We start from the raw sequence: 13101 nt of genomic DNA on the forward strand, positions 1-13101 counted from the left end.
GCTAGACACTTCTGCGTTTAAGGAATCTTCCCGGAATGGATTACCAGTCGCTCAAAACCCGCCACCGCAACGAGCGCGATGCGCACCACCCCAACCTCGCCCTGCGCGTGCATCGAGCCCTGAGCTGGCTTAACCGCGCCGAGCAGGCAGAAGACGTCGATGGCCGTTTCATCTTCCTGTGGATCGCTTTCAACGCGGCCTATGCGACCGACATCGACGAGCAGCATCGGCTGTCCGAGCAGGAGTCGTTCAAGGCGTTTCTGCAAAAGCTCTGCGTGCTGGACAGCGAACACCTGATCGAGAAACTGGTGTGGTCGGAATTCCCGGGAAGCATTCGCGCCCTGCTGGACAACCCTTATGTGTTCCAGAGTTTCTGGGATTTCCAGAACGGCAAGATCACCGAAGCCACGTGGGAAGAGCGCCTGCGCAGCGGCAAGCGCAACGCGCAGACCGCGCTGGCCAACCGCGACACGGCCAAGGTGCTGGGCGTGATGTTCAACCGCATCTACACCTTGCGTAACCAGGTGATGCACGGCGGGGCGACCTGGGAGGGCAGCGTCAACCGCTCCCAGTTGCGCGACTGCTCCAGCCTGCTCGGCAAGCTGGTGCCGCTGATTATCCTGCTGATGCTCGACAACCCCGACACACTCTGGGGCGACGCCTGCTACCCGGTGGTCAAGCAGTAAGGCGGTGTTTGCGCGTCGCCCGCGAGGGCGGCAGCGCCCCGTGTACGCTCACCAACTCACCCTCACCCCCAGCGTCCCGCTCACCCCTTCCAGCGCCTCGCTGTCCAGATTCGCCGCATAATCCGCCGTCACATACACACTCACATTCCCCGACACCTTCGCCACCACCCCCATGCCCACATCCATCGACGACGCCTTGTGCTCGGTCTTGATCCGGTCCAGGCCGTTGTAGGTCGTGGTGTCTTTGCCGCCGAAGCTGTGCCAGAGGTTGGTCCGTAGGTAGGGTTCGATTGGCAGGTTGTCGATCAGATATCGCCCTTTTAGCCGTGCGCCAAGTCGTCCTGTCCAGTAGGGCTGTGAGTCGAAGGAGACGTCGGAGATGCCGTCGTTCTGTTTGTCGAGGTCGATGCGTTGGTGGATGAGCTGGGCTTGTGGTTCAACCACCCAATGCTCGGAGACCGGGATCGGGTAGCCGCCTTCAAGGGACAGGGTGATGGCGTGGCCTTCGGTGTCGAGTTTGACGCCGCGATCCGAGCGGTTGCTGCCGTCCAGGCGTGTGCCCATGGCGACGGCGTCGAGGTACCAGCCCTGAGGATCGACGAGGGTCCAGTAGGCGCCGTAGTGGTCGCCGTTGAGTTTCAGATGGCCGGCCTTGCGGTGCTGGAAGCCTTCGGCGAATCCGTCGACGTCGCCGCGCAGGCGGCTTTGGCCGACGAACAGGCCGATGCGTTGGGTCTGGCCGCTTTCGGTGGTGACGCTGTAGAGGTCGTGACCGATCTGGTAGCCCTGGTTGGAGGCGTCGAGGCGCGGAGAGACGGTGCCTGACCAGCTTTTCTTCATATCGCCGCCGTACATCCGCGCCCAACCTGCGGGAACGGCGCCGGTTTCGCCGAGCAGGCTTTGATCGCCCTGGCGCTCGTGAAAGGTGCCGAGTGCCGTGAGTGTCATGAGTTGGGCGGCGGGCACGACGACGGAGTAGACCGGTACTTCGAGGCGATAGAGTGGAATCGGGGCGGCGCCCGCGACAGCCTGTGGAATGGGCGGCGAGCTGACGGCCGGGATGGGCGACGTGGCTGCCGGGGTGTCGGGTTGCGCAGGCGCCGCCGGAGGATCCGCCGGGGCGACCGGTGTCGCGGTGGGTGGCTCGACCGGGGGTTCGTCGGGGCTGACGGTGGGTGCGGCGGCAACGATGGGCGGGCTCGCCACCGGCGGGACGACCACCGGTGGCGCGGGCGTCTCGACTGGTGCGGGCACGGCGACCACCGATGAACGCAGGTACCAGTTGTTTTCCGTGCCTGCGCTCACGCCGCCCTTGAACAGGTAGTACTCGTAGGCGCCGGCAGACAGCGAGCCTCGCAGGGCAAAGGCGTCGCTGGTGCTGGTAGCGCCGTTGAGGGCCTGGACCACTTCGATGCCGTCGGACCGGGTCAGCCCGCCCAGGCCGCCTAGGTTGGTCACAGCCAGTTGGGTGTTGCCGCTGATGGCCCCCTGGGACACCACCAAGCGGTCGCTGGGCGAGCCGTCGCCGCCCAGTTCGGTCTGTACCCGCAACTGGCCGTTGTTGCCGACGTAGTTGCCGTAGACGCTGAGGGTGTCGCTTGCGACTGTGCTGCCGGAAGTCAGGTCGATCACCCCGGCGTTGTTGAGTGTCGCCAGTTGCCCGGCGGCGTAGGGGCGGATCGCGCCTTGGGTGGCGGTCAGGGTGCTGCTGACGTCGATGTTGACGGTGCCGGTGTTGCTGGCACTGTCACCCAGGAAAAAATCGTCGGCCAGATCGAAACGCGAGCCGCTGGTGAGGTTGACGGTTTCCCAGCCGATGTAGCGCGCCGCAGTGGCAGACGAGGTGTCGATGAAGGTCAGGGTGTCAGCGCCCAGGCCGCCATCGATTGCGTGCGTCGGGGCCAGGGCGCTCTCGGTCAGGCGGGCGATTTGCGCGGTGTCGTTGCCGTCGCCCATGAGCACTGCCGACTGGATTTGCCCGCCGCCGTCCCAGACGAAAATGTCGTTGCCGGTGCTGGCGCGAATCTGCCCGCTGATGATGCCGCCGGTGACCGTCACCCGGTCATCGCCCCCGCTGACGCTGAGGTTGCCGCCGATGCTGCCACCGGACACCCTGATCGTGTCGCGGCCAAAGCCTGCGACCAGGTTGCCGATGATGCGCCCGCCAGACAGGTCGAAGATGTTGTCGTCGAGCTTCATGTCAACGCGGCCGATGGTGCCGCCGCTCATGGCCGCGACATCGCCGTCTTCGAAGGCGCCGATGATCGTGCCGCCGGTCATGGAGAACACATCGCGGCCGCCGCTTTGGGCCAGCGACTGGATCGTGCCGCCGGTCATCAGGAAATTGTCGATGTCGTTGCCCTGGATCACCGCGCCGGTGATGGTCCCGCCGCCGATGCGGATGACGTTGCCACCGTCGCCCAGGTCGATGGAGCCGCGAATGGAACCCGAGTCCATCTGCAGCACGATGGCGCCCGCACCAAACAGCACATTGCCATTGATGACGCCGGTGCCGCCGACGGGAAAAGTGAGGGTGTTGTTGCCCAGCAAATCGGTCAGGCCGGGGCTGGTACCGCTGTCGCAGACATAGTTGTCATTACCTGCACCGGCAATCAGTGTGCAGGCCGCCTTAATCTCCGTGGCTAGCAATAACAGCATAGATACGCAAGACAGATAGAGAATATTGCTGACACTAGCCCGTAGGGGCCGTTTCATCAGAAATACTCCTGCGGGCATGGCCCGGGAGGGTTGCATCCGTTCGAAACCGGCGCCCGTTATAGGCCGTGCACCGAATTAACTTCCTTATTTAATTCAGCTAAGAGCAACCTCAAGAAAACGTCAAGTTATCCACAAGCCGCGCTGAGCGCTTTTGACGCAGGGCGGCTCGGTTGTGACAACGATAACAACGGCGTAGAATTCGCCTCATTCGCTCGTCCCCATACCCATAATAGTTTGCTGACCGCCTACACCGCCCAGGCCATGAGCCTCGTGCGGCGTTTCTGCTTGTCGGCGTTTTCATGGGCTGGGGCTCGATCCTGCTTTTCGATGTTTGCCCGAGGCTTGCGCTTTTTACATGAACACTACCGATGCTCGCACTGGAAGTTGGCTCAGCGTGATCGCGCTGGCCCTGGCGGCCTTCATCTTCAACACCACCGAATTCGTGCCGGTGGGGCTGCTCAGCGCCATTGGCCACAGTTTCGACATGACCACCGCGCAAGTGGGCCTGATGCTCACGGTCTACGCCTGGATCGTGTCGCTGGCGTCGTTGCCGATGATGTTGATGACGCGCAACATCGAGCGGCGCAAGCTGCTGACCTTCGTGTTCCTGCTGTTCATTGCCAGCCACGTGATGTCCAGCGTGGCGTCGAGCTTCGGAATGCTGCTGGTCAGCCGGGTGGGCATCGCCCTGGCCCATGCGGTGTTCTGGTCGATCACCGCCTCCCTTGCAGTGCGTGTGGCGCCGGCGGGCAAGCAGGTGCAGGCACTGGGGCTGCTGGCCACCGGTACGTCCATGGCCATGGTGCTGGGTATCCCTCTGGGCCGGGTGCTGGGTGAGGCGCTGGGCTGGCGGACGACATTCCTCGCCATCGCCGTCGTGTCGGGGCTGACGGTGCTGATTCTGATCAAATCGCTGCCGCTGCTGCCCAGCCAGAATTCGGGGTCGCTGCGCAGTCTGCCGATGCTGTTCAAGCGTCCGGCGCTGGTGACGGTGTACGTACTGACTGCACTGGTCATCACCGCGCAGTTCACGGCCTACAGCTACATCGAACCTTTCGTGCAGGTCGTGGCGAAGATGAGCGGTGAAATGACCACCGTTATCCTGTTGCTGTTCGGTGGCGCCGGCCTGCTGGGCTCGGTGGCGTTCAGTCGCTTCAACAACCGCTACCCACGCGGCCTGCTGATCGCTGCAATTGGCGCGCTGACGGTGTGCCTGACCCTGCTGTTGCCGCTGTCGGGGAGCAGCTCGTGGATCTCGATCCTGAGCGTGGTGTGGGGCATGGCGATCATCTGCTTTGGCCTGGTGATGCAGGCCAAAGTACTGGCCCTGGCGCCAGACGCCACGGATGTCGCGATGTCGCTGTTCTCGGGGATCTACAACATCGGTATCGGCGGCGGCGCGCTGCTGGGCAGCATGGTCATCAGCCAGTTGGGCATCGCCAATATCGGCCTGGTGGGTGGGCTGGTGGCCCTCAGCGGCCTGGCGCTGGCGTGCCTTGCATCGTATCGCTATGCCGAGAGCATCCGCGCCTGATTGGCGCAGCCTCTTCTGATCGTTCCCACGCTCCGCGTGGTAACGGCTCCTGCGACGCTCCGCGTCGCTGGACGCGGAGCGTCCTGGGCTACATGCCCACGCAGAGCGTGGGCACGATCAACATCCTGCGCAACCATCATTCCCATCGATAACCAACATTCCGCCGATTGCCTTCCGCTCAAAATCCATGGGCGTACTATCACCTCACACCCAGACACGAACCGAGGGCAGGAAAAATGGTTATTCATCTTCTGACTTGCTTGTCACTGACAGCGCTGACCAGTTATGTCGTGGCCCTCAAACTTTTCGCTCTGACTCCGGTGCCAGTCACCGCAGACGAAACCAGCCATCGTGTCATGGCACGGGTTCGCTGATTACTTATCAGCCGCCCAAGTAGCTGAAACTTATCAGCACCTTTTACCCTTCAACTTTCTGTTTTTTGCGGAGCATTCGACATGGCCCGAGACGTCACCCTGCACGTTAGTTTTCCCAACTTTGGTACTAACTATTACTCACAACATGTCGTCGTCCGCAAAAACCGTCACAGCCTGATCGAGGACAAACGCTTCGACGCCTTCATGATGCCGGCGGCGGAACAGCACTTCAGTAACGAGGTGGTGGGCTTCAACGATCAGTTCCGTTTTCTGACTGACGCGCTGGCCATGCACCTGCTGGAAGTCGAAGACGCACGTCCTGCCAGAAGGGGCCGCCAATCGGCCCAGGCACGCAGTCTGTAATTCAAAATTTCTTCGCCTGGATCGCCAAAAATCCGTGGGACGGCCGTTCAGTGCAAAATTATTGATGGATGACTGCATTAATTTGAATTTGCCTCACAGCGTGTTTCTGACCACAATCGCCGTGCTTCAAATGTGACCGGAAAGTTGCCGCAACAGCTTTCCACTGTCGCACTGCTGTTTTGAAACACTTGGCACATGCCCTCCCTGTGCAGGAGCTCAGTCGTTTGAGACGAGCTCCTTTTTTCGCCCTGGAAGATTCGATTGAAAACGCTTTTGCGCAGTTTCATCCCTCATTCACTCAATACCCACCCTGCTGAATGGTCCCGCGCGGCCATCGGCGCGTGCTTGGGTATCCTGCTCAGCGCCCTGTTGAGCCAGCAGTTGTTCGGCACCGATGCCACGCTGCATCTGCTCGGCCCACTGGGTGCGTCGGCGGTGCTGTTGTTCGCTGTATCGACCGGCGCGCTGGCCCAGCCGTGGTCGATCATCGGCAGTTATCTGATCGCTGCACTGGTCGCCCTGGCGAGTGTGCACATGCTCGGCAACACAGTCGCGGCGGCCAGTGTCGCGGTGCTGTCCTCGATTGTGGTCATGTGCATATTGCGCTGCCTGCATCCGCCGGGTGCTGCGATTGCCATCAGCATTGTCGTGTCGAAACACGATCTCTCGGCCCTTGGCCTGCACGTGTTGTTGCCGGTGATGTTCAACGCCGGTTGCCTGTTGCTGTTCGCTCTGGTCTACAACAACCTGACCCGCATGCGCTACCCCAGGGCGCAGGCCAAGCCGGCCGTTGCGGCTCAGGTGATCGAGCCTGCGCAGGCTGGCGCGCCTGTGCCGGGGAGTTTCAGCAGCGAGGATCTGGACAAGGCGCTGGATGAGGTCGGATCGTTTGTCGATGTGTCCCGCGCTGATCTTGAAAGCATCCTGCACAAGGCTGAAGACATCGCCCAGCACCGCAACCGCACTGACATCGACACACGGCAGGTCATTTCCCGCACCGCGCCCAGTCTGTCCCTTGAGCACTCGATGGCCGATGCGATGAAGCTGCTGAGCAAGCAAGGCAGCAAATACCTGCCGGTGCTCGACGCCGAGCGCAAGGTGGTCGGAATCATCAGCCTGGTGGATTGAAGCTTCACCGCGGCTTGCCGGCGTCGGCGCCCTCAAGATCGCCCCCGCGGGCAAGCCCGGCTGCTACGGATTGGCGGGGGACGCGGGACCGTAGCAGCACGGCTTGCCGGCGGGGGCGTATTTGAGATCGCTGTCGCCGGCAAGCCGGACTGCTACGGATTGGGGGGTGCGCGGGACCGTAGCAGCACGGCTTGCCGGCGGGGGCGTATTTGAGATCGCCGTCGCCGGCAAGCCGGACTGCTACGGGTTATCTCAAATGAGCGGATCCCAGCGCTGGGACCAGTCACCCTCTTGCTTGACGATATCGCGCAGCAGGTCACACGCCGGTTGCAGCGTGGGTGAGGGATTGTCCCGCGAGTAAATCAGATAAGTCGGATAGCTGAACTCCGGCGCCATCGGCACCCGCTCGACAATTCCGCGATCCAGGTAGGACTGCACCACTCGCGTGCGAAAGTAACCGGAGCCGCCATTGTCGAGGATGTACTGCAAGGCGAACGGCCCCAGGTTGAAGGCTACGGCGGCCTTGGATCTTTCCGGCATGGCATCGTCATGTTGCCGACGAAACGCCGGACCCCAGTCGATGTAGACATACGGCTCGGGCCGACCCACCACCTGCACCAGAATCAGCTTCTCTTCGAGCAACTCCTCGACCTGCACCCCGGGCCAGTAGGCCGGTTGATACACCAGGGCTGCATCCAGCACGCCGCGTTCGACATCCTTCATCAGCACGTCGTCATCCTTGACCTCGGCGTGCAGCGCGTGGTCCGGGATCACCCGCTTGATCTCGCGCACCCAACTGAGCAGCAGCGGATTGCACAGGCTCATCTGCGCGCCGATACGCAGCACGTGGTGATAACCATCGGGCAGCGGCAGGTCGCGCCGCGCGGCGTCCCAGGTCTGGACCAACTGGTTGGCGAACAGGATGAACGCCTCGCCGTCCGGGGTCAGCCGGGCGCCGGTCCGGTTGCGCACGAACAGCTTGCAGTTCAGATGACTTTCCAGCTTCTGCACCCTGGCTGTGATGGCAGTCTGGGTAACGTGCAGCTGTTCGGCGGCCGCCATGAGGCTGCCCAGGCGGACGATTTCGAGAAAGGTACGGGCGAGGTCAATGTCCATCGATACGGCTCGGTGTCTGGCGTCGTGTGCCGCGCCATGGTAGCGCAGCAGCACCGTAGGCCGATGGAAAAGCAGGCAGGACTTTCATCGCCGGGGGTTTGCAGAAATGCGAAATCCGCTGTCTGATGCAGCAGGTTCGTACAGATAGCGAGCCACTTACCTACTTTCTGCGGAAAATCCTATGAAACACGCCCTGCTCACCGGCCTGCTCCTGACCGCTTTCGCCCTGCCCTTCGCGGCGTCTGCCAATGACGACAGCAACCAATGCCAGATGAACCTGAGCAAAGTCCGAGATGCAAAAGTCGCCCGGCCCAATTTGAGCGATGCCGTGAAGAGCGACGTCGACACCACCGTCCACCGCGCAGAATCGGCTTATGCCCGGCACAATGACGATGGTGCCAGGGAGTGCGTGGCATTGACGCAGCAGGCGTTGCAGAAGATTCAGGGTAATTGACGCGAGTCAATTACAACCCAGGCCCCCGTAGCAGCACGGCTTGCCGGCGGGGGCGTCCGCAAGATCGCCCCCGCCGGCAAGCCGTGCTCCTAGGGTTGAATCACTTCAAGACCAGCAACCGATAAACCCCCGCCTCGTTCTCGATCCCGTGGGTGTCATGGGTGAACCCCGGGAATGACCGGTCGAAGCTCTCAAGCGCCCTCAGATACGCCAACAACGGCCCATCCGCAGGCCCTGCGTTTTCACCCGGCATCAATAGCGGAATGCCTGGCGGATACGGCACGATGCCAGTGGCCGCGATGCGTCCGGCAGCCTCTTCCAACGTGACCTGCTCGACCTCGTTCTTGACCAGTTTTTCGTACGCCTCCACCGGGCTGAATTCGGCCTTGGGCAGAGTGCCAAACGCCTGGGCCATGGCTGCGGTGGTCCGGGTTTTCTTCATGGCGGCGAAGATGTCCTGGGACAAATCCTTCAAGCCCATCCCCGCATAGCGCACCTGGTTGGCGGTCAGCAGGTCGGGCAGGCACAGCTCCAGTTCGAGGTTCAGGTCATAGTCGCGCTTGAAGTCCAGCAGGGCGTTGACCAGCGTGCCCCATTTGCCCTTGGTGATGCCGATGGAGAACAGGAACAGGATGGTGAAGTCCGTGGTTTTCTCCACGACGATGCCCTGGCGCCCCAGGTAGGCGCTGAGCACGCAGGCCGGGATGCCGAAGTCGAGCAGGTTGCCGTCGTCGCCCATGCCGGGACTGAGGATCGACACCTTGATCGGGTCGAGCATGCAGTAGCCGTCTTCGATGTCGCCGAAGCCGTGCCAGATTTCATTCGGGTGCAGCACCCAGCAATTGGGATCGCTCTTGAGCCTGGCCGGATCGACCTCATGGAACGGCAGCGAGGTCGCGCCCACCTGCACGCTCGGCGGCTGCCAGCAGGAGAAGAACCAGTCGTCATTGCTGAGCATTTCGCTCTGCATGCGCGAGATGACCTGGCGAAAGGCAATCGCTTCTTCGATGGACTCATTGGTCAGAATCTGCCCGCTGGGCGATTCCATCATCGCCGAACTCACATCGCATGAGGCCATGATCGCGTAGTTGGGCGATGTCGAGGCGTGCATCATGAACGACTCGTTGAAGCGACCATGAGGGATCGGGTTGCGCCCGTTGCGCACGTGAATCATCGAAGCCTGGGATAACGCCGCCAGCAGCTTGTGGGTGGACTGGGTGGCGAACACCGTGGGCTTGGACGCATCGTGATCGTCCGGGCTGCCATGCATCGCGAAGCGATCCTTGTACAACGGGTTGAAGCGCGCGTAGCCGTACCAGGCCTCGTCGAAATGCAGGCGGTCGACGCTCTGCCCCAGCAACTGCTCGACGCGGGTGACGTTGTAGGTCAGGCCGTCGTAGGTGGAGTTGGTGACGATGGCGTGCACCGGTGTCGGGTCGATGTGGCTCTTGACCAGCGGGTTGTTGGCGATGGCCGCCTTCACGCCCTCGGCGCTCAAGGTCTGCGGCAGGATCGGGCCGATGATGCCGAAACGGTTGCGCGTGGGCACGAGGTAGGTCGGAATCGCCCCCGAGAGGGTCATCGCATGCTCGGCGGACTTGTGGCAGTTGCGGTCGCACAGGGCGATCTGGTCCCGCGTGACGCTGGCCATCAGGATCACCCGGTTGGACATCGACGAGCCGTTGGTCACGTAGTAGGTGCGATGGGCGCCAAACACCTTGGCCGCGTAGCGCTCGCCCTGGCCGATGGGGCCGCTGTGGTCGAGCAGCGAGCCCAGTTCGCCGACGGAAATCGACAGGTCCGAGCGCAGCAGGTTTTCCCCGAAGAATTCGTAGAAGGCGCGCCCCGCCGTGCTCTTCAGAAACGCCGTACCACCGGCGTGCCCCGGCGTGTGCCAGGAATATTCGTAACTGCGGGCAAACTTGAGCAGCGCGCCGAACATCGGCGGCAACACCGCCTGACGATAACGCTCGATGGCGGCCATGATCCGCCCGCTCAGGAAGCGGCTGGTGTCTTCGGGCAGCCAGATGAAGTCATCGGCGTGCTGCATGACGATCAGCGGCACGCTCGAGGCGGTGCTGCGGTCGCTGATGAGGAACACCGGGACGCGGGTATTGCGTTCGCGCAGCGCGGTGAGCAGGTCGATGCATTCCTGGTGGTCTTCGCTGGTGTCCATCTCCCAGCTCAGCAGCACGCACTGGACGGCCGGGTCAGTGCTCAGGATCGACTTGGCGTCGCTCAGGCTTTCCGAGGTCAACACGCTGATGGAGCGTTCTTCGACGTCACTGATGAGCTGGATCAGCGCCCGGCCAAAGACGCTGCGTTTGTCCGGCTGGTTGCAGACCAGCAGCGCCAGCATGCCGAGCAGGTGTCTGTATTCCGTCATGGGTGGGTCTCCAAGGTGGCCTGATTCACGCTGTTGAGAGGCAGGTTATTCACGGGGATGGGGTCCGCAGTGAGGTGCTGCGCCGCGACGGTCTGGGTCGGAACGCTGTTGTTGAGTGCCTCCAGTTTGATCAGGCGAGTGTTGACGAAGCCGAACAGCGTGTAGCCGACGATGGTCGCCACGCCGCCGAGCATCAGCGCCTGCTCGCCCGAACTGTAGAGCGCCAGATAGCTGTAAGCCGCCGCGATGTAGGCCACGATGTTGGTGATGAGTGCCTTGTCAGGCGGAACGTTGGACACCTTCTGCAGGGTCATCAGAGTCGCCATGGACAGGATGTACGGCACCAGGTTGGTCACCACCGCGAGGTTGACCAGGGTGTCGAACTGTTTGGCAAGGTCGGGGCTGATGGTCAGCAAGGCCATGGCCGTCTGCATCGCCAGCAGGATCAGCATGCTGATGATCGGCACGCCATGCTTGTTGGCCTTGGCGAAGATCGGCAGGAAGTAGCCGGTGTCCGCCGAACTCTTGAACACCTGCGCCACGGTGAATTGCCAGCCAAGCAGCGAGCCTATGCATGCCAGCACCATCAGCCCCATGACGATGTTGCCGACCATGGGCGTGAACATCTTGGCGAACACCAGGCCGAAGGGTGCGGTGGAGGACACCAGTTCGGCGTTGTCGACGATGCCGGCGATCACGTTGGTGGACACGATGTAGATCACCGCCGCGCCCAGGGTGCCGCCCAGTACCGCAATGGGCACGTTCTTCTCGGGATTTTCAACCGCATCGCCGTTGGCGCACGCCGACTCCAGCCCCAGAAATGCCCACAGGGTGATCGCCACCGAGGCCCCGGCCGCTTCGAACCAGCTTTTGTCGTGGGGGTTCCAGCCAGCGGCGTACACGCTGCTGTCGAACCAGAACCAGCCGATGGTGGACACCAGAACCACCGGTGCAATGACGCCCCATACGGTGACTGAGCCGATCCGGCCGGTAATACTGGCACCGCCGAAGTTGGCGAATGTGGTAATCCACAACAGGGCGATAGTGGCCAGGCCTACTTGCAACGAATCAAGCTTGAGGCCAAATAGCGTCTGGATATAACCCACCGCCGTAATACTGATCGCCACGTTGGCAATCAATAACGACAGGCCATAGGTGTAGTTGGTGATGTAGTTCCCGGACTTGCCAAAGGTGTATTCGGCATAGCCGCCCATGCCGCCTGTCTTGCGGCTGAGCATGCCGCAGCGGGCAAAGGCGTAGGCCAGCGCCAGCGAGCCGGTGGCGGTTATCAGCCAGGAGAGGATCGAGATACCGCCGACTTCGGCGAGTTTGGTTGGCAACAACACAATGCCGGAACCCAACATGTTGACGGCCGTCAACATCGTCAGTTGTCCCACGCTCATTTTTTTTGCGACTGACATTCCGTTGCCTCTGCTGGATGAAGTGAGAGGCTTTTAGCTATAGCAAATGTTTCTCACTAATCAAGAAATGAGTGGCGCGCTGAATACTGTCAAAGCGCCACTTAATCAACTTGCAGAGACACTAGCCGGATATTAACGGGTCATTCGGTCAGATTGTTTTTCATCCGTTCGAATACACTCATATCGGTGCGCTCGAAGCGCAATGGCGTCACAGACACCCCGCCATGGGTCACGACCCAAGTTTCGCTGTCATCGAAATCCGGGCGGTCGTGGCGGTCGATATTCAGCCAGTAATAACCCTGCTCGCGCATGTCGGTGCGCTGGGTGATGTTCAGGCCGTCCATGCGGCCGATGCCCTGCCGGGTGATCTGCAGCGGTCCGGCCTGCTCGGGTTCGACATCCGGAAAGTTGATGTTCAGGCACACGTCCCCTCCCCACTGCATCCCAAGGACCTTGCGAATCACATCGGGCGCCAGCGCACGGGCCGTGCCCCACTTCACCGCATCGCGGCGGCTGAAGAACTGGCTGAGGGCAATCGAGGGAATGCCCATCAGCAAGCCGGCCATGGCCGCACCGACGGTGCCGGAAAACATGGTTTCGACGCCCAGGTTCGCCCCCTTGTTGATGCCCGACAGCAGCAGTTGCGGCGGCTGCTTCATCAGCTCGCGCACACCGATGGCCACGCAGTCGGCTGGCGTGCCGGACACCGAAAAGCGCCGCTCGCCACGGGCCTTCACCCGTAGCGGATGGTGCAGGCTCAGGGCGTGGGAAATGCCGCTCTGATCCTGATCCGGTGCCACTACCCACACTTCATCGGCCAGCTCACGGGCCACGGCTTCCAGTACCTCAAGGCCCGGGGCGTCGATGCCGTCGTCGTTGGTGATCAGGATTCGCTCGATCTTCGGGGGCATGCACATCTCC

Annotated in this window: 10 protein-coding genes; 5 read left to right on the plus strand and 5 right to left on the minus strand. The window is 62.0% G+C overall.

Translation table 11 applies throughout. From position 1 onward, the window contains the following. Positions 1 to 35: 35 nt before the first annotated feature. The gene (locus ACIPOO_RS06510; RefSeq protein WP_400605289.1) at positions 36 to 686 is read left to right on the plus strand and encodes a hypothetical protein; all 651 of its coding nucleotides are present in this window, start codon (positions 36 to 38) and stop codon (positions 684 to 686) included. Between the two features lie 48 nt (positions 687 to 734). Here ACIPOO_RS06510 and ACIPOO_RS06515 read toward each other — a convergent pair whose 3' ends face one another. Continuing rightward, positions 735 to 3401 (minus strand): autotransporter outer membrane beta-barrel domain-containing protein, encoded by a 2667-nt coding sequence (locus tag ACIPOO_RS06515; protein ID WP_400605291.1) that lies wholly within the window; start codon positions 3399 to 3401, stop codon positions 735 to 737. A gap of 358 nt (positions 3402 to 3759) precedes the next feature. Here ACIPOO_RS06515 and ACIPOO_RS06520 point away from each other — a divergent pair, with 358 nt between their 5' ends. The 3 genes from ACIPOO_RS06520 (at position 3760) to ACIPOO_RS06530 (ending at position 6803) form a co-directional block, all read left to right on the plus strand. After that, positions 3760 to 4938 (plus strand): sugar transporter, encoded by a 1179-nt coding sequence (locus ACIPOO_RS06520; protein WP_274133613.1) that lies wholly within the window; start codon positions 3760 to 3762, stop codon positions 4936 to 4938. 455 nt (positions 4939 to 5393) lie between these two features. Next, positions 5394 to 5675, plus strand: a complete 282-nt coding sequence (locus ACIPOO_RS06525) for a hypothetical protein (protein WP_400605293.1) — start codon at positions 5394 to 5396, stop codon at positions 5673 to 5675. Between the two features lie 261 nt (positions 5676 to 5936). After that, the gene (locus tag ACIPOO_RS06530) at positions 5937 to 6803 is read left to right on the plus strand and encodes an HPP family protein (protein ID WP_274133615.1); all 867 of its coding nucleotides are present in this window, start codon (positions 5937 to 5939) and stop codon (positions 6801 to 6803) included. Between the two features lie 252 nt (positions 6804 to 7055). Here ACIPOO_RS06530 and ACIPOO_RS06535 read toward each other — a convergent pair whose 3' ends face one another. Next, positions 7056 to 7919 (minus strand): LysR family transcriptional regulator, encoded by an 864-nt coding sequence (locus ACIPOO_RS06535; protein WP_274133616.1) that lies wholly within the window; start codon positions 7917 to 7919, stop codon positions 7056 to 7058. 181 nt (positions 7920 to 8100) lie between these two features. On the opposite strand from ACIPOO_RS06535, the gene ACIPOO_RS06540 reads away from it, so the two are divergent. Then, positions 8101 to 8373, plus strand: a complete 273-nt coding sequence (locus ACIPOO_RS06540) for a hypothetical protein (protein ID WP_274133617.1) — start codon at positions 8101 to 8103, stop codon at positions 8371 to 8373. A 100-nt stretch (positions 8374 to 8473) separates the two neighbouring features. On the opposite strand, the gene ACIPOO_RS06545 is transcribed toward ACIPOO_RS06540, so the two are convergent. From ACIPOO_RS06545 to surE, 3 genes are all read right to left on the minus strand, one after another. Continuing rightward, positions 8474 to 10759, minus strand: coding sequence for an Orn/Lys/Arg decarboxylase N-terminal domain-containing protein (locus ACIPOO_RS06545; protein WP_400605296.1), 2286 nt, complete (start codon positions 10757 to 10759; stop codon positions 8474 to 8476). Beyond that, entirely contained in the window at positions 10756 to 12180 is a 1425-nt protein-coding gene (potE, locus tag ACIPOO_RS06550) for a putrescine-ornithine antiporter (protein WP_274133619.1), read from the minus strand. Before potE ends, ACIPOO_RS06545 begins: the two co-directional genes overlap by 4 nt. A gap of 140 nt (positions 12181 to 12320) precedes the next feature. Beyond that, entirely contained in the window at positions 12321 to 13091 is a 771-nt protein-coding gene (gene surE, locus ACIPOO_RS06555) for a 5'/3'-nucleotidase SurE (protein WP_400605298.1), read from the minus strand. Positions 13092 to 13101 lie beyond the last annotated feature (10 nt).

This window comes from Pseudomonas sp. NPDC090201 (assembly GCF_044746825.1).
Lineage (GTDB): Bacteria > Pseudomonadota > Gammaproteobacteria > Pseudomonadales > Pseudomonadaceae > Aquipseudomonas > Aquipseudomonas putida_AD.

Excerpts from the sequence above, each read along its gene's own strand:
- ACIPOO_RS06510 (WP_400605289.1), top strand. The coding sequence starts at position 36 with ATGGATTACCAGTCGCTCAAAACCCGCCACCGCAACGAGCGCGATGCG.
- ACIPOO_RS06515 (WP_400605291.1), bottom strand. The coding sequence starts at position 3,401 with ATGAAACGGCCCCTACGGGCTAGTGTCAGCAATATTCTCTATCTGTCT.
- ACIPOO_RS06520 (WP_274133613.1), top strand. The coding sequence starts at position 3,760 with ATGAACACTACCGATGCTCGCACTGGAAGTTGGCTCAGCGTGATCGCG.
- ACIPOO_RS06525 (WP_400605293.1), top strand. The coding sequence starts at position 5,394 with ATGGCCCGAGACGTCACCCTGCACGTTAGTTTTCCCAACTTTGGTACT.
- ACIPOO_RS06535 (WP_274133616.1), bottom strand. The coding sequence starts at position 7,919 with ATGGACATTGACCTCGCCCGTACCTTTCTCGAAATCGTCCGCCTGGGC.
- ACIPOO_RS06540 (WP_274133617.1), top strand. The coding sequence starts at position 8,101 with ATGAAACACGCCCTGCTCACCGGCCTGCTCCTGACCGCTTTCGCCCTG.
- ACIPOO_RS06545 (WP_400605296.1), bottom strand. The coding sequence starts at position 10,759 with ATGACGGAATACAGACACCTGCTCGGCATGCTGGCGCTGCTGGTCTGC.
- potE (WP_274133619.1), bottom strand. The coding sequence starts at position 12,180 with ATGTCAGTCGCAAAAAAAATGAGCGTGGGACAACTGACGATGTTGACG.
- surE (WP_400605298.1), bottom strand. The coding sequence starts at position 13,091 with ATGCCCCCGAAGATCGAGCGAATCCTGATCACCAACGACGACGGCATC.